Origin of the sequence: Thioalkalivibrio sp. HK1, assembly GCA_000583135.1 — a bacterium.
Taxonomy (GTDB): Bacteria; Pseudomonadota; Gammaproteobacteria; order HK1; family HK1; genus HK1.
Genome location: JFBG01000006.1, coordinates 18,966 through 36,993, shown reverse-complemented (window position 1 = coordinate 36,993; position 18,028 = coordinate 18,966). Strand labels below are relative to the sequence as shown.

General features: G+C 58.5%; 16 protein-coding genes and 1 other RNA gene. 9 read left to right on the top strand and 8 right to left on the bottom strand.

The window, feature by feature from the left end; translation table 11 throughout:
- Positions 1-94: 94 nt before the first annotated feature.
- The 3 genes from BF99_RS0101785 to smpB all read right to left on the bottom strand — a co-directional run bounded on the left by BF99_RS0101785 (position 95) and on the right by smpB (position 2,541).
- On the bottom strand, positions 95-1,390 hold the full coding sequence (locus tag BF99_RS0101785; protein ID WP_025769512.1) for a DUF499 domain-containing protein: 1,296 nt from the start codon (positions 1,388-1,390) through the stop codon (positions 95-97).
- Between the two features lie 188 nt (positions 1,391-1,578).
- Positions 1,579-1,937, bottom strand: a transfer-messenger RNA (tmRNA) gene (gene ssrA / locus BF99_RS22350).
- A 133-nt stretch (positions 1,938-2,070) separates the two neighbouring features.
- On the bottom strand, positions 2,071-2,541 hold the full coding sequence (smpB, locus tag BF99_RS0101780; RefSeq protein WP_025769511.1) for an SsrA-binding protein SmpB: 471 nt from the start codon (positions 2,539-2,541) through the stop codon (positions 2,071-2,073).
- Between the two features lie 550 nt (positions 2,542-3,091).
- Here smpB and BF99_RS0101770 point away from each other — a divergent pair.
- The gene (locus BF99_RS0101770) at positions 3,092-3,544 is read left to right on the top strand and encodes a type II toxin-antitoxin system RatA family toxin (protein WP_025769509.1); all 453 of its coding nucleotides are present in this window, start codon (positions 3,092-3,094) and stop codon (positions 3,542-3,544) included.
- Positions 3,522-3,848, top strand: coding sequence for an RnfH family protein (locus BF99_RS0101765; protein ID WP_038096894.1), 327 nt, complete (start codon positions 3,522-3,524; stop codon positions 3,846-3,848). Before BF99_RS0101770 ends, BF99_RS0101765 begins: the two co-directional genes overlap by 23 nt.
- Before the next feature lie 214 nt (positions 3,849-4,062).
- On the opposite strand, the gene BF99_RS19985 is transcribed toward BF99_RS0101765, so the two are convergent.
- The 5 genes from BF99_RS19985 to BF99_RS0101735 form a co-directional block, all read right to left on the bottom strand.
- Entirely contained in the window at positions 4,063-4,587 is a 525-nt protein-coding gene (locus tag BF99_RS19985; protein WP_025769506.1) for an outer membrane protein assembly factor BamE, read from the bottom strand.
- Entirely contained in the window at positions 4,577-6,247 is a 1,671-nt protein-coding gene (recN, locus tag BF99_RS0101750; RefSeq protein WP_025769505.1) for a DNA repair protein RecN, read from the bottom strand. Before recN ends, BF99_RS19985 begins: the two co-directional genes overlap by 11 nt.
- Before the next feature lie 161 nt (positions 6,248-6,408).
- Positions 6,409-7,317, bottom strand: a complete 909-nt coding sequence (locus tag BF99_RS0101745; protein WP_025769504.1) for an NAD(+) kinase — start codon at positions 7,315-7,317, stop codon at positions 6,409-6,411.
- 117 nt (positions 7,318-7,434) lie between these two features.
- Complete coding sequence (locus BF99_RS0101740; RefSeq protein ID WP_025769503.1) at positions 7,435-8,430, bottom strand: transcriptional regulator GcvA; 996 nt, start codon at positions 8,428-8,430, stop codon at positions 7,435-7,437.
- A 59-nt stretch (positions 8,431-8,489) separates the two neighbouring features.
- Positions 8,490-9,365, bottom strand: a complete 876-nt coding sequence (locus tag BF99_RS0101735) for a methylenetetrahydrofolate reductase (protein ID WP_025769502.1) — start codon at positions 9,363-9,365, stop codon at positions 8,490-8,492.
- Positions 9,366-9,962: 597 nt separating this feature from the next.
- On the opposite strand from BF99_RS0101735, the gene BF99_RS0101720 reads away from it, so the two are divergent.
- From BF99_RS0101720 to BF99_RS0101680, 7 genes are all read left to right on the top strand, one after another.
- Positions 9,963-11,210 (top strand): sarcosine oxidase subunit beta family protein, encoded by a 1,248-nt coding sequence (locus BF99_RS0101720; protein ID WP_025769499.1) that lies wholly within the window; start codon positions 9,963-9,965, stop codon positions 11,208-11,210.
- Between the two features lie 64 nt (positions 11,211-11,274).
- Positions 11,275-11,580, top strand: a complete 306-nt coding sequence (locus tag BF99_RS0101715; protein WP_025769498.1) for a sarcosine oxidase subunit delta — start codon at positions 11,275-11,277, stop codon at positions 11,578-11,580.
- Positions 11,577-14,597: a sarcosine oxidase subunit alpha family protein gene (locus BF99_RS0101710; protein ID WP_025769497.1), complete on the top strand. Its 3,021-nt coding sequence runs from the start codon at positions 11,577-11,579 to the stop codon at positions 14,595-14,597. Before BF99_RS0101715 ends, BF99_RS0101710 begins: the two co-directional genes overlap by 4 nt.
- On the top strand, positions 14,584-15,243 hold the full coding sequence (locus BF99_RS0101705) for a sarcosine oxidase subunit gamma (RefSeq protein WP_025769496.1): 660 nt from the start codon (positions 14,584-14,586) through the stop codon (positions 15,241-15,243). The genes BF99_RS0101710 and BF99_RS0101705 overlap by 14 nt, the downstream gene beginning before the upstream one ends.
- A gap of 250 nt (positions 15,244-15,493) precedes the next feature.
- The gene (locus BF99_RS0101695) at positions 15,494-15,826 is read left to right on the top strand and encodes a hypothetical protein (RefSeq protein WP_025769495.1); all 333 of its coding nucleotides are present in this window, start codon (positions 15,494-15,496) and stop codon (positions 15,824-15,826) included.
- Between the two features lie 204 nt (positions 15,827-16,030).
- Positions 16,031-17,551, top strand: coding sequence for a bifunctional metallophosphatase/5'-nucleotidase (locus BF99_RS0101685; protein WP_025769494.1), 1,521 nt, complete (start codon positions 16,031-16,033; stop codon positions 17,549-17,551).
- Positions 17,552-17,743: 192 nt separating this feature from the next.
- On the top strand, positions 17,744-17,902 hold the full coding sequence (locus tag BF99_RS0101680) for a hypothetical protein (protein ID WP_156013119.1): 159 nt from the start codon (positions 17,744-17,746) through the stop codon (positions 17,900-17,902).
- Positions 17,903-18,028 lie beyond the last annotated feature (126 nt).

Below are 18,028 nucleotides of genomic sequence, written 5' to 3'. Positions count from 1 at the left end.
GTATAGCCTTGGGTATTAATTTTTTTCAAAAATTTGCCGTTTATAAAAAATGCTTATAACTCAAAAAATTTCTATCAGAATTAACAAAAATTTTTTACACAGCATACCCGATAGAGCGGGACAGGGAAGATGCTAAAAGCAATGTCATAACCTGCTTGGCTGCATCATTATCAAATTCATTATCAACAGATTCGGCAATCGCATTGCCGTTATCTGCAATATCATGAGCGATTGCAGGTGTCAGCTTAGGCGCGATACGCTCAATCTCGTCTTTAACTTGATCGTCGTTTAGGTCAAGATGTTGAGTACCTATAAGATATACGTCGTCAGTCTCGCGTTGTGCAACACTTTTTAGCAATCTAGCGGTGAATTGCATGAGACCCCTCGTTTGACGGAAGCCTTCGTTCTCTTTGAACAAGGCAACCAAGTGTTTGAAAGACGGATGGAAAGGGTATGTTTCCCGCACTTGCTCAGTGACTCGATCCAAACTTGCGGTGACGATATATCCGCCATCCTCGGCTTTTTTGACCTGCCGAGCGTATTCCTCGGCAACATCGGCAACGGTATATTTGTCCGGTAGTTCGTCAATAAGACGCATCTTGAGAATCTCGTATATCTCATTACCGGCTAGCTGGACCGGCATAATTGTCATGGCCTGTCGTCGCGTTTCTTGTTGCAGATTTGAGATAGCATCACCGAGGGCTCGGGTTTGAGCCTTGTAACTACCAGAGAGGTTGGCTATGACGATACAGCAGTTCGGTAACTCCAGCGCTGCGCTCATTAAAGCACCGAGGCTATAGACGACCATATTTGCCAGTGTGCCTTGACCCAGAACTTGTGTGCTGGCATTGTCAAGATAAGGAGGAAGTTCGTCCAAGAGTATCAAGGTAGGGTTGTTGCCGATGATTTCTTTCCACTTCGACTGGTCGACCGATTTGGGGCCGTTCACCCAGTAGGGTTTGATGATCTCTTCTTGGCCTAACTGAGATGCGATCTCGCCCCAGATATAGTTGTCCGGGTTGTTCCTGCCATTGAACGCGGCGATCCGTACATCTTTGAAATCGATACGGGTGTTAATATCCGGGCTCAGAAAATCCTGTCGAAGGTGAGAATGTCGGGCGAGCAGACCCAGCGCAACCATCATATGTGTCTTCCCGCCCCCCATTGCTTGGATAAGCTCGAAGACTGCCTGATCCGATTTTCCGGAAAGGCGGAGCATGCCTTCACGAAATAGTTGCTCCATGCCACGAGTGATGTAGTTCCGAGAGAAAAACTCACGACCATCCCCTTCATCCATTATGAGGTCTGCCAGATTCTCAATGCTCTGACTCATCCGGTAATTTTGGATGATGGGATTGAAGTGGCAGGATTGCTTAATGGTCTTGATCATTGCACGTTTCTCGCTATTCTAGTGTGCTGCATGTCGGGGTGTGCGAGCAAGATACCATGCTTTTACGCAGAGAGGGTGAAGAACTGCGAGATAGATATTTCGCTAAGTGGATTGATCTGTTTTGAATACGAAGAAAGCGCCGATGAGGGCGCTTTTTTGTAGGGCTTCGGGTGAGCGAAAGCCCGGGTTGGTGGAGGCGGCGGGAATTGAACCCGCGTCCGCAAATGATCTGCCTTTGGATCTACATGCTTAGCCCGTCGTTTGATTTGACCGATTCGTTACCCGGCGGGCAGGGCTACGGATCGGCGAGCCTCTAAGGGTTTTAGCAGCTCCGATCGAGACAATCGGAAGATGCGATCTTGTGTGATTTGACCCCTGGAATCCGAACGCACAAGCACGAAATCGGTCAGAGGCTGGGGCGTTTAGGCCGCCAGAGAGTAGTTGTCGTCGTTGGCAACTATTGGTTTTGCAGTGGATTTACGAGGAAACTGCAATCCTCGGCATGCACCTCGGGTTTCACTATCCGCGTCGAAGCCAAGTCGCCCCCTTTGTGGTTGGTGAAGTGGGTAGTGTACACGATATCTTGATGCTGGGTTGGGTTTTTTCAATGCTTTGATGGCTTGGCTTTCGAGGGTTCATCGATTCGAGATCCCTTCTCGCTTGGGAGTCCGGTGGCGTTTTCAGCCTCTTTGCAGGATTCTGGATTTCTCTCGATTCCAATCTCGTTCTTTCGAGGCGGCGCGTTTGTCGTGCTGCTTCTTGCCTTTGGCGAGGGCGATCAGGGCTTTGGCTCGGCCGTGCTTCCAGTGCATGTCCAAGGCGACGAGGGTGTAGCCTCGGCGTTCGACGGCACCGATCAGGCGTGAGATTTCGGAGCCGTGCAGGAGGAGTTTGCGATCGCGGACGGGATTGGGGTTGATGTGGGTGGAAGCGGTGTTCAACGGGGTGATATGCGCTCCGCAGAGCCAGACTTCGCCTTTTCTGACGATGGCGTGGCTGTCTCGCAGCTGCACTCTTCCGTCGCGCAGGCTTTTTACCTCCCATCCTTCCAGCACGACACCGGCCTCGAGGGTCTCCTCGATGGTGTAGTCGTGGCGCGCTTTTCGGTTTTGCGCGATGAGGTTCGAAGGGGGGCTTTTCTTTTTGGCCATGATCGGATTTTCCGGCTCGCAAGGCGGGCGGCATCGTGCTCGGTGTCGGCATGATGCTGTGAGATGGTCGTGTATTTTATGGGGTTTGGGGTTGTTGAAAGCGATCGCTTAGGTGTCGGTTCGATCATTTCGTATCTTCTGGGAGGTTTTTTGTTCGGGAGGCGAAGGGTTTTGAAGCGGGAGATGGGGTGTGGGGCAGGCGCTTGGGTCGGGCGGCCCAAGTAACCAAGGGTGCCGGCGTCATTTCGGTGTGATCGATGGGATAATCTGCCTAAAATCCCATCGGCTGTCGGCATGAAGCGGGTAGGGATGAGCGATTGGATCGATAATTGGGGTGTTATTTGCTGCAATCGGAAAGAAGGGGGCGGGCTTCGGTCCGTTGCCATTTTGGTTGTTTTTTTTGTTTCGTGACCATGAAAAATCATCGATGGTGGGGCAAGATGAATCTTTTTTCGGTACTTTTTCGGCTGCGGATACCGGTAGGTCGGCTGCGCTTGTTGTCGGCGGGCTGGCTCGTGTCGGGTGTTCGCGGGATTGAAGGGTTACTCTGATGCCTCGGGTTACTCGTTCCGCTTTCGTTCCTTTTTCGGCTCGGGAGATGTTCGATCTCGTTTGCGATATCGAGCGATATCCGCACTTTTTGCCGTGGTGTCGTTCGGCGGCCATTCGATCTCGTACGCCCGAGGTGGTGGTGGCGACGCTGGAGATCGCTCGGGGGCCGATCCATAAGTCGTTCACTACCCGCAATTTGTTGGCGGAGCCGGATTCGATACGGATCGAACTGGTGGACGGTCCTTTTTCGCGGCTGGACGGGTATTGGGATTTCAAGGAGATGGGGGCGGGCGGTGCAGGTGGCGGGGGTTGCGAGGTGGGGTTGGTGATGGATTTCGAGATCGCCGGTCGTCTTTTCGGGCGGATTTTGTCGCCGCTTTTCGAGGAGATCGCGCGCACCATGGTCGATGCTTTTTGTCATCGGGCGCATGCCGTCCACGGTGGAAGGTGAGCGAATGCGTATCGAGGTGGTTTATGCCGAGCCATCGAGGGAAGCGATGATTTCCTTCGTCGCCCCCGATGGGCTTTCGGTCGGTGAATATGTGGAGCGCTCGGGGCTTTATCGCTTGTACCCCGAACTTGTGCAGGCGAAGATCGGGTTTGCGGTTTTCGGTTGCGAGGTCGATGCTTCGGGGAAAGTGGAGGATGGCGATCGGATCGAGGTCTTGCGGCCGCTGGCGATCGATCCGAAGGATGCGCGCAGGCGGCGAGCCAAGGCGGCGTCGGAGAAAAAGGGGGATCGGCAAGCCGGGTGATCTTCGGGCCGGGTCGTGCGGATTTTTCGCAAGGGTCGATCTCAGCCCGTCGCAGGCAAAGCCGAATCGGATCCTCTTCGCATATCGCCGGATGTCGATGGCCCTCGCGGGCGGTCGATTCCGCTTACCCGGCCCTATACCAAGCCCCTTATCGCCCCTCCCTCGGCGGAGACGGAAGGGGATCGAAGTAGATCGACGTACTCCCAATCGCCCCCTACTGCTGCTTGATCCGACGATTGATCTCCTCGGCGACCGAAGGGTCGATATCGCCTTCGATCATCTCGAGTCGATCGTCTTTGAAGTACAAGGAGATCTGCTGGCGGATCGCATCGTCGCCCGATCCGGAGTGATGGACATAGATATAGTCCCAGCGGCCCTCGTGGAAGGGATCCAGCAAGAGGGGGGTGCCCAAGATGAAGCGCACTTTGCGCTTTTCCATCCCGAATTCGAGTTGCCCGAGCATCTGGCGATCGATGATATTTCCTTGGATGATTTCTTGTCGATAAAGGCCGGGCAGGTCGATGCTGTTATCGCCGCACCCGCTCACCCCTAAAACCGCCGCCAGCATTCCGGTGAGCAGGATCCGCTTGGATAAGGCTTTCGATCCCGCCCTCGTTCGCAAAGGCATCGATGCCCGAGCGGATGCGGGCGCCGGAGCCGACACCGACGCCGGGGCGATGGTGAATGAGGTGATCCGGCGATGCGCATCGGATCGATATCCGTACCGTTCAGGTTCCATTGAGCATTTCTCTTGCATGAGCCAAGGTATTGGGCGTGATCTTCTCTCCGCCCAGCATTCTCGCGATTTCGTCCACCCGCATTGCTTCGTCGAGGGTGAGGACGTTGACGCCGGGGGTGCCGTCCGGTCTCGATGATTTTTCGATCGCCGATTGGCAGTGGGCGCGGGCGGCGACTTGGGGGAGATGGGTGACGCAAAGCACCTGACGCGATTCTCCCAGTTTGCGCAGTTGCTTGCCCACGATCTCCGCCACTCGTCCCCCGATCCCCACATCCACCTCGTCGAAAACCAAGGTCGGAACCTGCGTTCCGCCGAAGTGGGAGACTTGGATCGCCAGCGAAATTCGGGAGAGTTCCCCCCCGGAGGCGACCTTCGCCAGCGGCCGAAGCGATTGACCGGCACCGCCGCTGACGAGGAATTCAACTCGATCCGCCCCATGAGGGGAAGGGTTCTTTTCATCCGTCCCCTCGATAGCGATGCTGAAATCCCCGCCGCCCATGCCCAGGGTTCGCATCGCCTTGCCCACCCGCTGCGCAAGCCTGTCCCCGGCGCGGCGGCGGCTTGCACTTAAGTCAGCGCATAACTTGCGGTATTTCTCCTGCGCATCATCGATCTCCTTGCAAAGTTCGGATCGCCTTTCCTCCCCGGCATCGAGGTGGGCGATCCGCTCTCGCAAGGCCTCGGCGATCGCGGGCAGTTCCTCGGGTTTGACGCGGTGCTTGCGCGCCAGATCATGCAGCAATCCCAAGCGCTGTTCGGTCCAAGCCAGACGTTCGGGATCGATATCCGGCCCCTCGCTCAGCTCCCGAGCGGTGGCCGCCGCTTCGGTGAGCCCGATCGAAACCCCTTCGATCAACTCGCCGATGGCCGCCGCCCGAGGTTCGTGGCGAACGAGGCCATCCAGATCGCGCCGGATCTCGGCCAGAGCGAGGTCGATGGAGCCCGCCGTTTGGCCCTCGATCCGCGAGAGGATCCGGCGGCAGGCGTCGATGATCCCCTCGGCATTGGCCAATCGTCGTTGCTCGGCGACGAGGCGCTCGGCTTCGCCGGGGGCGATGGCCGCGGCATCCAGCTCGTCGATCTGAAAGCGCAGGAATTCCAGCCGAGAAGGGTCGTTCTCGCCGGCATCGAGATCGGCGAGACGGCGTTTGAGCGATCGCCAGCGTTCGGCTTGCCGCGCGACCTTGCCCAACAGTGCGTCATGGTCGGCGAAGGCATCGACGATCCCCCGCTGTCGATCCCGATGCAGCAAGAGGTGGTGGGCGTGCTGACCGTGGATGTCAACCAGGTTCTCCCCCAAATCCCGCAAGCCTTGGGCGGACAAGGGGCGTTCGTTGACGAAGATGCGGGAGCGGCCCTTGGGGTCGATCGAGCGGCGCACGATGCATTCGCCGGAATCGTCTTCGAGGTCGTGCTCGGCCAGCCAAGCGCGCGCCAAGGGATTCGCCTCGATATCGAAAACCCCGCAGACTTCGGCGCGAGCGGCTCCTTCTCGCACCAAGGTGGTGTTGGCCCTCGCTCCGACGATGAGCGCAAGGGCATCGACGAGGATGGATTTTCCCGCCCCGGTCTCGCCGGTCAGCGCCGTCATGCCGGGCTTGCAGTCGATGTCCACGGCATCGACGACGGCGAGATCCCGGATGGTGAGATGGCGAAGCATGGGTCGGATTCGAGTCGGGCAGGTGGGGCAGGTTCAGGTGGGGCAGGTTATCGAGGGGCGATGAGGGCGATGGGAATTATCGATGAGAGCGCGCGCTGTTCGATCGATCCCGAATCAAGCGGGCTCGAATCGATCGATCAACCAATCAACCCGTCAACCGGTCATCCAAGCCCTCTGCCCCAGTGCAACTTGGTGCGCAAAGTGGCATAGAAATCATGGCCTTCGGGGTGGATCAGGCGAAGTTCGGGGCGATGTTTTCGCACCACGATGCAATCCCCGGGTTCGATCCCTTCACCCTTTTGCCCGTCGCAGGATAAACGAGCCTTCGTCGGCGATGAGTGGACCAAGCGAAGGGTGATCGTGCTTTGCCCTCCCAAGACGATCGGCCGCCCCGAGATCTGCGGGCAGATCGGAACCAGCACCACGCCATCCAAGGAGGGATGCAGCACCGGTCCGCCGCCGGAGAGGGCGTAGGCGGTGGAGCCGGTCGGGGTCGCCACGATCAAACCGTCGGCGCGCTGGGCGTAGGCATGGTGTCCGTCGACGATGATCTCGAGATCGAGCAATCTCGTCATCTCGCTTTTATGGATCGCCACCTCGTTGAGCGCGATGCCCGAAAAGGTCCCTTCGCCGCTATCGCCTGCGCGCCGGATCCGGGCATCGAGAAGAAAGCGGGATTCTTCGATGAACCGGCCGCGCAAGATCGCATCGAGCCTTGCCGATACTTCGTCCGGCGTGATATCGGCAAGAAAGCCCACTCTCCCCAAGTTGACCCCCAGCAGCGGGGTATTTTGATCGACCAAAGAGCGAGCGGCGGAAAGAAAGGTTCCGTCGCCCGCCACCACCACCACCAGATCGCAGACCTGTCCCAGCATCTTCCGCGATACGACCTTCGCCTTTGCACCGGGCGAGCCGGGCGATCCGGAGTCGGGAAGGTAGGCAAGGGCGCTTTCGTCGAGCACGACGCTCGCCTTGTGCGCATCGAGCAAGGCGATCAACCGCCCCAGCATCTCGCCGGTGCGCGGATCGTCTTTTTTGGCGATGAGCCCGATGGTTCGAAATGCCGTCATGCGTCGAGTCGTCGTTCAGAGAATCATCGTCCAAGAATTATCTAGCCCAAGAATCCAGCGCGAACTCGTTCGATTCAAGCCTATTTTAGGGGTGCGCCGGCTTCGATTCTCGAACGCTCAATCGATCGCCGAAGAATCGGGACGATTGGGTTTTCGGCCCGCCCTCACTCCCGCACTCCCGCTCGATTCCCGACCTCCCGTCTCGTCGCCGCCTTTCCGGTGCCCGCCGCCCATGGCCTCGTCGATGATCCACTCTCGAAAGGCGACGATATTGGGGCGCCCCGCCGTTTCCTGCGGGCAAACGAGATAGTAGGCGTGCTCGGTGGAGAGGTTGAGGTCGAAAGGGCGGATCAAGCGCCCGGCGGCCAGTTCCCCTTCGGCGATGACCGAGCGCGCCAGAGCCACCCCTTGGGCCTCGACCGCCGCTCGGATCAGCATGCTCGAATCGGTGAACACGGTGCCGCGGGTCGGATCGATATTGTCGACCCCGGCCGCCAGCAGCCAAGTGCGCCAGTCGAGATGCCCGTCATCGTGCAGCAGGTTGTAGTGCGCAAGGTCCGCAGGCTCGGTCAGTTTGTGCCCGATATTTTGTAGAAGTTGCGGGCTGCAAACGGGAAACTTATCCTCTTCGAGCAGGCGGTCGGTGCGCAGCCCCGGATATTGTCCGCGCCCGTAGCGGATCGCCACATCCACATCGCTTTGCCGGAAATCGATGATATCCGGTAAGGGATCGATGCGCAGGTCGATATCGGGATATCGCTCCCGGAAGCGTCCCAAACGGGGCACGAGCCAGCTGGCGGCGAAGGAGGGAAGGGCCGAGACCGTCAGCGGTTTCGCCCGATCCTCGCGGGCGATATCCTTGATCGCGGTGTGGATGATATCGAGGGCTTTGCTCACCGCCGGTTGCAAGGATTGTCCGGCATCGGTCAAAAGCAGCGCTCGGCGATTGCGTCGGAAGAGTTTTTGTCCGATGTAATCCTCGAGGCTTCGTATTTGATGGCTGATCGCCGCTTGCGTGACAAAGAGCTCGTCGGCGGCGCGGGTGAAGCTCAAATGCCGGGCCGCGGCTTCGAACACTCGCAGTGCATTGAGAGGGGGCAATCTGCGAGGCATGGTTCATGCTCCATAGATAAAAGGGATAGGTTGCAAGATGATGTTCAAAGAGCACGCTTTCATCGAACCCCGGCGGCTTGGAGGATAGCGGGAACCCTCTCCTCCCAGCCCAGCGCCATCACATGCACCCCGCGGCAAAGAGGGCGGATCGCCTCGATGATATCGGCGGTGATCTCGCAGCTGACGGCGGCGCGGTCGCTCGCCACCTCGATCGTTCGGATCAGGTCTTGCGGGATATTCACCCCCGGGACCTTCTCGTTCATATAAGCGGCCATTTTCAAGGACTTGATGGGGATGATCCCGGCAAGGATGGGAACATCGATGGATTCGATTCGCCGCATGAAAGCCTCGAAGGCCGAAGGATCGTAAACCGCCTGGGTTTGGAAGAAACTCGCCCCCGCCTCGTATTTTTCGATCATGCGCCGGATCTCCCCATCCAGATCCGTCGCCCCGGGATTGACCACCGCCCCGATCCGAAAATCGGCGTTTCCGGTAAGCGCATTGCCCGCCATATCGCGCCCCTTGCTCATCCCCGCCGCCGCTTCGATGATGGTCGAGGAGAAGACATCGAAAACCCCCTTCGCCTCCGGATGATCCCCGTTTTTCGGCGGATCCCCGCCCATGAAGGCGATGTTGCGTACCCCCAAGGACCATGCCGCGAGGAGATCCGATTGCATCGCGATGCGGTTTCGATCCCGGCTCGTCATCTGCATGATCGGATCGATACCGCGTTGGATCAGGGCGTGGCACACGGCCATCGGGGCCATCGACATGCGAGCGGCATGGGAGTCGGTGATGTTGATCGCATCGACATGCTCGCCAAGCCCGTCGGCTCGCTCCAACAAGGCGGTGAGGTCGGTTCCTTTGGGGGGAGTCAGTTCGCCGGTAACGACGAAGCGCTGCGGATCTTCCAAGGCTTTTTCAAGGCGACGCACGGTGGATGATTCCTCGAAGAACGATCGGTGATGGGTAGGGCGAAGGCCCGCGCCGAGAACGAAAATGCCGGCAACGAAAGCGCCGGTTGCGAAAGTACGAGAAGGATCGAAAGAACCTTCGAAAAAGGGCGATTATCCGCGCGAACGCTCGATAAGGGGCGAGTGTATGGGCGAAGGGGCGATCTCGAAGCCCGAGGCCGAGCCCGATGGCTCCGGCAGGTCTTTTCTTCCAAGGCGGCCATCTTTGTCAAAGCCCGTCGCAGCCGAGTCAAGACCTGCATCCATCGCGCAATCCATCGCACATCCATCCCGCCTCATATCGCGCTTCGCTCGGCCCTCGAAGCCGGCTCGAAGCCGGGTCTAGGGTATCATTGACACCCTTGCGGTTGCGAAGATGATCGTCCAACGCTTCATCTTCCGAGCCTCATGGGATACCCATGCCCCCACCGCCGGTCGGATCGGAGAAAAACGGCAACGCTCGGAAGGGATGAGCCCCGGGCTGTTTTCGATCCGATTTTCGATCCGATCGACGAGACAATATCCGCCGACAACGCTTTTCGGCAACGCCCTCGGCAATCATTTTCGACACCATAAAGTATGCGCTACTCGATCCTCTCCCTGCTCGGCAACGCCCTTCGATCGCATCGGCGTTGGCCCGCCGCTTGGCGAAACCCGCAGCCCAAAGAAGCCTACGATGTGGTGATCGTCGGCGGTGGCGGTCATGGCTTGGCCACGGCCTATTATCTGGCGGCCGAGCACGGCATCAAACGGGTGGCGGTGCTGGAAAAGGGTTGGATCGGCGGCGGCAATACCGGGCGCAATACCACCATCATCCGCTCGAACTATCTTCAAGACCAAAGCGCCCATCTTTACGAGCACTCGCTGCGTCTGTACGAGAATCTTTCCTCGACGCTCAACTTCAATATCATGCTGAGCCAGCGCGGCGTGCTCAATCTCGCCCATAACGAACACGATCTGCGAGAACTCTCGCGGCGCGTGCACGCCATCCGTCTCAACGGCATCGATTCGCAGATCCTGACCCCGGATCAAATCAAGGCGATGGTGCCGATCATCAACACCTCGCCGGATGTGCGCTATCCGGTGCTCGGGGCATCTTTGCAACGCCGCGGCGGGGTGGCGCGACACGATGCCGTGGCATGGGGTTTCGCCCGCGCCGCCGATGCCTTGGGGGTGGATATCATCCAAAATTGCGAGGTCACCGGCATCCGCCGGGGCGACGAGGGGGTCGAAGGGGTCGAAACCACCCGCGGCTATATCCAAGCGAATAAAGTGGGCGTGGTGGTGGCAGGGCATGCCAGTGTGCTGGCGCAGATGGCGGGTTTCAGGCTGCCGGTGGAAAGCCACGCCTTGCAGGCGCTGGTCTCCGAGCCGATCAAGCCGATCCACGATACCGTGGTGATGTCCAATGCGGTGCACGTCTATGTCAGCCAATCCGACAAGGGCGAACTGGTGATCGGCGCCGGGATCGACGGCTATAACTCGTATGCCCAACGAGGCAGTTTCAGAGTCATCGAGGAGCAGATGGGGGCGTTGCTCGAACTCTTCCCGATCTTCTCCCGGTTGAAGATGCTGCGCCACTGGGCGGGGATCGTCGATATCTGCCCCGATGCAAGTCCGATCATCTCCAAAACCCCGGTACGGCATCTTTATTTCAACTGCGGTTGGGGAACCGGAGGATTCAAGGCCACCCCCGGCTCCGGCCATGTCTTCGCCCATACCATCGCTCGAGACGAACCCCACCCGCTCAATGCCGCCTTCAATCTGGATCGCTTCACCGGCGGAGCGTTGGTGGACGAACACGGGGCGGCGGCGGTGGCCCACTGAAAAGCCCGCCGCTTCGCCATTCGGCGCAAGTCGAAATCAGCGGATTCAAAGGAAAAGAGAAGCGATGCTGCTTATCCGTTGTCCTTGGTGCGGACCCAGAGATGAAAGCGAATTTCACTGCGGGGGAGAAGCGCATATCGTTCGCCCTCTTTCCCCCGATGATCTATCAGATGAGCAGTGGGCGGATTATCTATTCATGAGATCCAACCCCAAAGGTGCGCATCGCGAGCGCTGGTATCACGAGGCCGGTTGCCGTCGCTGGTTCAATATCGAGCGCGATACGCTCACGCATGAAATCTTGCGGATCTACCGCATCGGCGAAGCGGCCGAGGATAAAAAGCGGGCCAAGGCCAAGGGGAAGGGGGCATGAGCGAGCAGCGATTCAGGCTTGCCCAAGGCGGTCGCATCGATCGCGAACGCCCTTTGCGCTTCACCTTCAACGGCGCGGAACTGACCGGCTATGCCGGGGATACGCTGGCTTCCGCGCTGTTGGCCAACGGCGTGCGGCTGATCGGCCGCAGCTTCAAATACCACCGCCCGCGGGGGATCTTCGCCGAGGGCGTGGAGGAGCCCAACGCCTTGGTCCAACTCGGCCAAGGGGCATCGGGAGAGCCGAACGCTCGCGCCACGCAGGTCGAACTCTACGAGGGGCTGGTTGCCCAAAGCCAAAATTGCTGGCCGAGTGTCGATTTCGATATCGGGGCGATCAATAACCGGCTCTCTTTTTTATTGCCCGCAGGCTTTTATTACAAGACCTTCATGTGGCCCAAGAAGTGGTGGATGAAGTACGAGCGTTTCATCCGCCGCGCCGCCGGGCTCGGCCGCGCCCCGACCGGACCCGATCCGGATATCTACGACAAGCGCTTCGCGCATTGCGATGTTTTGGTGATCGGGGGCGGAGCCGCGGGATTGATGGCGGCCCAAGCGGCGGCCAAGGCCGGAGCGCGGGTGATCATCGCCGACGATCGCCCCGAGCCCGGCGGTCGGCTGACCGGCACTCGCACCATCATCGACGAAGCCCCGGCCACCGAGTGGGTCGATCGGACGGTTGCCGATCTCGATGACGCCCCCGAGGTGCTCAGGCTGCAAAGGACGACCGCGCTCGGCTATTACGATCACAACTTCCTGACCTTGCTCGAACGGCTAGGCGATCATCTCCCCTCGTCCGCTCGAAGCGGGGATCGGCAGATCCGCCAGCGTTTATGGAAGGTCAGGGCGAAGCAGGTGGTGTTGGCGACCGGCGCCCATGAGCGACCCTTGGTTTTTCGCAATAACGACAAGCCGGGGGTCATGCTCGCCGGTGCGGCTCAGGCCTATTCGAATCGCTATGCGGTCCGCCCGGGATCGGGTGCGGCGGTGGTCTTCACCAACAACGACAGCGGGTGGGAGAGCGCCATCGATCTCGCCGATATCGCCGGGATGCGGGTGACCTTGGTCGATGTGCGCTCCGAGCTATCCAATCCTAGGCGCACTTTGCTAAGGCGTCATGGCATCGAGCTCTTGGCGGGCCATGCGATCACCGATGTGCACGGCAACAAGTCGGTCAAGAAAGTCTCGGTGGCGGCATTGGACGATGCCGCCTCGGGATACTCCGGTCGCCACCGCAAGATCTCCTGCGATCTCGTTTGCTCGTCGGGCGGGTGGAATCCTGCGGTCCATCTTTTTTCCCAATCCGGCGGAAAACTCTCCTTCGACGATCAGCGAGGGATCTTCATCCCCTTCGAATCCAAGCAGCCGCAGTTCTGCGTCGGGGCTTGCAGCGGCACCTTGGAGCTGGGGGCCGCCATCTTAGAGGCCCGAGAAGCGGGCAAAGCCGCGGCCGCCGCATGCGGGTTCAAAAAGCGCGCAAGCGCCGGGGCTCTTCCTGAGATCGAACAAAGCGAGCAGACCCCGATCAGGCTTTTATGGTCGACGCCTTCCGGATCGGGGGGGCGAGCGCGCTCGAAACACTTCGTCGATTTGCAAAACGACGTCACCGTCGCCGATGTGGAACTCGCCGCTCGCGAGGGATATCGCTCGGTGGAGCATTTAAAGCGCTACACCACCACCGGCATGGGCACCGACCAAGGCAAGACCTCCAACGTCAACGCGCTTGCTTTGCTATCGCAAACCCTCGATAGCGATATCGCCTTGACCGGCACCACCACCTTCCGTCCGCCCTTCGTCCCTGCGACCTTCGGGGCCCTGGCCGGGCGCGAGGTCGGCGCTCTTTCCGATCCGATCAGAACCACCCCGATGCACGAATGGCATGTCGAAAAGGGGGCGGTTTTCGAGGATGTGGGGCAATGGAAGCGACCGCGCTACTACCCGCTGGCGGATGAATCGATGAAGGATGCGGTGGATCGGGAGTGTCTTGCGGTGCGAGAGGCGGTCGGGATCCTCGATGCCACCACCTTGGGGAAGATCGATATCCAAGGGCGAGACGCCGCCGAATTCCTCGAGCGCATCTACACCAACAACTGGAAAAAACTCGGCATAGGCCGCGGCCGCTACGGATTGATGTGCACCGAAGACGGCATGGTCTTCGATGACGGGGTCACCTTGCGCTTGGGCGAGCGGCATTTTCTGATGCACACCACGACATCCAACGCCGCCCGCGTTTTGGCGTGGCTCGAGGAGTGGCGGCAAACGGAGTGGCCGGATCTGGAGGTCTACTTCACCTCGCTGACCGAGCAACTCGCCACCGCATCGATATCGGGTCCGCTCGCTCGCCCTTTGCTTGCGGACTTGGCTCCCGATATCGACCTCGATCCGAAGGCCTTTCCCTTCATGCACTGGCGCGAAGGAAAGGTAGCCGAGATCCCCGCCCGCATCGCCCGGATATCGTTCACCGGCGAATCATCCTTCGAGATATCCACACCCGCAGGATTCGGTCGTTCGCTTTGGGAGGCGTTGATACAGCAAGGCCGCAAATACGGTCTCACCCCTTACGGGACGGAGGCGATGCATGTGCTTCGGGCCGAGCGGGGATTCATCATCGTCGGCCAGGAGACGGACGGGACGGTGACCCCCATCGATATCGGCATGGCGTCGATGGTCAGCAAAACCAAGGATTTCATCGGCAAGCGCTCCTTGTCCCGCACCGATACCGCCCGCGAGGATCGCAAACAGCTGGTGGGGCTGCTCACGCAAAGCCCGACGGAGGTCCTTCCCGAGGGGGCGCAGATCGTAGACCGAGAAGGCCCGCTACCGATGCCGATGATCGGCCATGTCAGTTCCTCGTATTACAGCGCGAATCTCAAGCGCTCGATCGCGTTGGCGTTGGTGCGCGCAGGCCGTAGCCGTCACGGGGAGTCCGTGGTCGTGCCCCTCGAAGGGCGCAATGTCTCGGCGCTCATCACCGCTCCCGAATTCCTCGATCCGGAGGGAAGCCGTGCCCGCAGCTGATAACTTCCGCTATCAAAGCGCCCTCGATGCTCTCAATCTCGCAAATCGGGCCAAGGATCATACGAGTGCCGCCGACGAGTCCGAGGGCGATCTCGATCTCGATCTCGATCGCAAGGTGATCCTCGGCGAGCGCCCCCCTCGAGGTCTTTTGAATCTGCGCGGCGATGCCGATGACGCCAAATTCAAAAAAGCGGTGCAGACCGTGCTCAAAATCGAGCCGATCACCGAGCCCCTGACATCGCAAAGCAAGGGCGACAGGCAGATGCTATGGCTGGGGCCGGATGAGTGGCTGATCGCCGTCCCCGAAGAAAAGCTCGAGGAGACCGAGGAGGCTTTGCGCAAAAAACTGGAGGATCTGCCTTTCTCCCTTTGCGATATTTCTCATGCGCGCACCATCATCGGCATCGGTGGCCCCAAAGCCATCGACGTGATCGCCAAAGGTTGCCCGCTCGATCTGCATCCGACCGAATTCCCCACAGGCCATTGCGCCCAATCCCGCTTGGCTCGCTGCAATATCCTGATCCACCGGATCGACGATGATCCGACCTTCGAAATCCATGTCGCCCGAAGCTTCGCTCTTTATGCTTGGCAGTGGCTCGAAGACGGTGCCAAGGAGTTCGAAATGCAGATTCTCTTGCAAGCGTGATCGTGCGTGATCGAGTGCTTTGAAAGCACTGTATCCCCTCGATCGATCGAATCGCCAACGATGCGAAATCCATCCCCCGACCTCGATCGTCGCACCACCGAAGAAGCGCTCGGTGATGTGCGCAAAGAAGATGCAAAGAGGTCGGAATAAAGGGTAGTGCATCCAAGTAGCGCATCCAAGCAGTGCAATCCTTATGAGCGATTGCACTCGTATCGCCATCTAAAAAGCGCATCTGCGCAGGAGACCGATCATGAGCGGAAAGAACGAAGGGATATTCGTTCGAAACAAAAAGACCGGGCGCCGGCAACTGATCCCCGAACTTCGCTTGCATATCTTGAAGAATGTGATCACCCGGGAGATGAATCAGCAGCCTGACATAATGGAAGATAAAGAAAATATATTGGAGGCCGGAGTGACAGCGGCTGTTTTATGTTCTCTCAAGCTCGACGAGTGCGAAGAGCATTATATCGAGCAAGCCGAAGCAATGCCCGATATAATGGCCCAAGCATTGGCCGATGCAATCCACCTTGAGCAGTACTATGAGATGAAAGATAAAGAAAAAGAAAAAGACGAATCGAAATGAATCTCTTTTGAACCGAACCGATGCCATACCGATGCCATAGCCGAAAAAACGGATCACCGCATTTTCAAATCGCCCTCATCGATAGCGCATCGATCCCTGCCCGATCGACCGCATCGATGCCGATTGCGAAGCGTCTGCAAAGTATCGAACAGTATCGAAAACCATCGGATTTCGCCGAACCAGATTTGAGGAGATCTCGAGCGCATGAATATCAAAACCGGATTCCTGACTTCCCTTTTCGCTTTAACACTGACGATATCATCGGTTCAGGCGAAAGAGGTCGATATCACCTTGCTGTTGATTTCGGATATCTATCGCATGCAAAGCGAAGACGGTCGAGGCGGATTCAGCAAGGCCGCTACCGTCGCCCGCAGCGAACGAAAGCGCAACGAACATCTGCTCTATATCCACGCCGGGGATACCATCTCACCCTCGTTGATGAGCGGTATCGACAAAGGGGCGCATGTCATCGAGTTGCTCAATATCGTTCCCCCCGATATTTTCGTTCCCGGAAACCATGAATTCGATTTCGGCCCCGAGCGCTTCGAAGAGCTCATCCTCGAAAAACTCGATAGCAAGATATTGAGTGCCAATCTTCGAGATGGTCAAGGGCGCCGCCGGGCGGGAATCGATGATTCGCAGATATTCGATTTCGATGGGGTCAAGGTCGGGGTTTACGGCCTGCTCACCCCCGGCGCCGAGGTTCTTTCCTCCCCCGGTCCCGACTATTCATTCTTGCCCTTGGTGCGCACCGCCCTCGATACCGCCCAAGGGTTGAAAGAGCAAGGCGCCGATATCATCGTCGCCGTCGCCCACACCTCCTTCGCCGAAGACGAGCGATTGCTGGCCGAGGCCGGCGATGCGATGGATATTTTGCTCAGCGGAGACGATCACGATCTCAGACTCGAATTCGATGGTCGAACCGTTTTCGCCGAAACCCGATCCGATGCCGAATATATGGTCGCGATCGATCTTGCCGTCGATGTCGAGGAAAAAGACGACAAGCGCAAAGTGAACTGGTGGCCGAATTTCCGCATCATCGACACCGCCGATCATCCGGTCGATCCCGAAACCGAGGCGCTGGCGCAAACCTATCAGGCGCAGATAGCGACCGAGATGGATAAAACCATCGGCAGCACCGCCACCTCGATGGATACCCGTCGTGTCATCGTGCGAACACAAGAATCCGCCTTCGGCAATCTGCTGACCGATGCCATGCGCGCCTTTTTCGATACCGATATCGCCATCGCCAACGGCGGCGGAATCCGCGCGGGCAAGGAATACCCTGCCGGATCCGATCTGACGCGGCGCGATATCTTCGAGGAGTTGCCTTTCGGCAACACCTTGGTCGGGCTGCGAGTATCGGGAGAGAACCTGCTCAAAGCGCTGGAAAACGGCGTCTCCCAAGTCGAAAACAGCGCCGGCCGCTTCCCCCATGTCTCGGGGATCACTATGGATGTGGACCCCTCCATGCCGGCCGGGGAACGCATCATGAACGTCAAGGTCGACGGCAAGCCCCTCGATAAAAGCGCCCTTTACAGCGTTGCCACCAACGAATACATGGGCAGAGGCGGCGACGGCTACGATGCTCTGGCCACCGGCGAGATGATCTTCGACGGCGACGACAGCGACCTGATCGCCTCGATCCTGATCCAGTTCATTCGCACCAACACCCCCGTAACCCCGAGGGTGGAAGGGCGGATCAATATGATCAAGGCAAACTGATCCAAGCATTCTCTTGCCTCTGCCCCGGGAGCCTTTATAAAAAACAAGAATCGTCGAGCGAAATCGACTTCGAGCCATCTTGATCGATTTCGCTCAGACCCCGTTCACAGGGGACAATGAACCCTCGTATCGACGAATCAGGCTTTGGGCTTTTCGCCGATCATCATCGCAAAAATGACAAGGAGCGATGACATGGATGTAATTCTCGGATTGCTGGTCGTATTCGGATTCTTCTGGCTCGTCATCACAATCATCCGCAGCATCTTGGTCTGGATCGGCGCCGCCCTCGGCGAGGGCGCCCAAAAAGCCCGAGACGAAGCCAACCGCAAACGCTCGGATAACGATGGGTGATTGAAAAGCGGACTCAAGACATATCGAAAAAGCGAAAATTGATAGAGATATCGAAAGCGGCGGTCGCTTAGAAATTTCCCCCGGCAGTGAGCCTACCGAGAGCGGCCTAGGTTTTATCAAGTAGTT

Coding starts and splice junctions, on each gene's coding strand:
- BF99_RS0101785 (WP_025769512.1), bottom strand. CDS start 1,390: ATGATCAAGACCATTAAGCAATCCTGCCACTTCAATCCCATCATCCAA.
- smpB (WP_025769511.1), bottom strand. CDS start 2,541: ATGGCCAAAAAGAAAAGCCCCCCTTCGAACCTCATCGCGCAAAACCGA.
- BF99_RS0101770 (WP_025769509.1), top strand. CDS start 3,092: ATGCCTCGGGTTACTCGTTCCGCTTTCGTTCCTTTTTCGGCTCGGGAG.
- BF99_RS0101765 (WP_038096894.1), top strand. CDS start 3,522: ATGCCGTCCACGGTGGAAGGTGAGCGAATGCGTATCGAGGTGGTTTAT.
- BF99_RS19985 (WP_025769506.1), bottom strand. CDS start 4,587: ATGGAACCTGAACGGTACGGATATCGATCCGATGCGCATCGCCGGATC.
- recN (WP_025769505.1), bottom strand. CDS start 6,247: ATGCTTCGCCATCTCACCATCCGGGATCTCGCCGTCGTCGATGCCGTG.
- BF99_RS0101745 (WP_025769504.1), bottom strand. CDS start 7,317: ATGACGGCATTTCGAACCATCGGGCTCATCGCCAAAAAAGACGATCCG.
- BF99_RS0101740 (WP_025769503.1), bottom strand. CDS start 8,430: ATGCCTCGCAGATTGCCCCCTCTCAATGCACTGCGAGTGTTCGAAGCC.
- BF99_RS0101720 (WP_025769499.1), top strand. CDS start 9,963: ATGCGCTACTCGATCCTCTCCCTGCTCGGCAACGCCCTTCGATCGCAT.
- BF99_RS0101715 (WP_025769498.1), top strand. CDS start 11,275: ATGCTGCTTATCCGTTGTCCTTGGTGCGGACCCAGAGATGAAAGCGAA.
- BF99_RS0101710 (WP_025769497.1), top strand. CDS start 11,577: ATGAGCGAGCAGCGATTCAGGCTTGCCCAAGGCGGTCGCATCGATCGC.
- BF99_RS0101695 (WP_025769495.1), top strand. CDS start 15,494: ATGAGCGGAAAGAACGAAGGGATATTCGTTCGAAACAAAAAGACCGGG.
- BF99_RS0101685 (WP_025769494.1), top strand. CDS start 16,031: ATGAATATCAAAACCGGATTCCTGACTTCCCTTTTCGCTTTAACACTG.
- BF99_RS0101680 (WP_156013119.1), top strand. CDS start 17,744: ATGGATGTAATTCTCGGATTGCTGGTCGTATTCGGATTCTTCTGGCTC.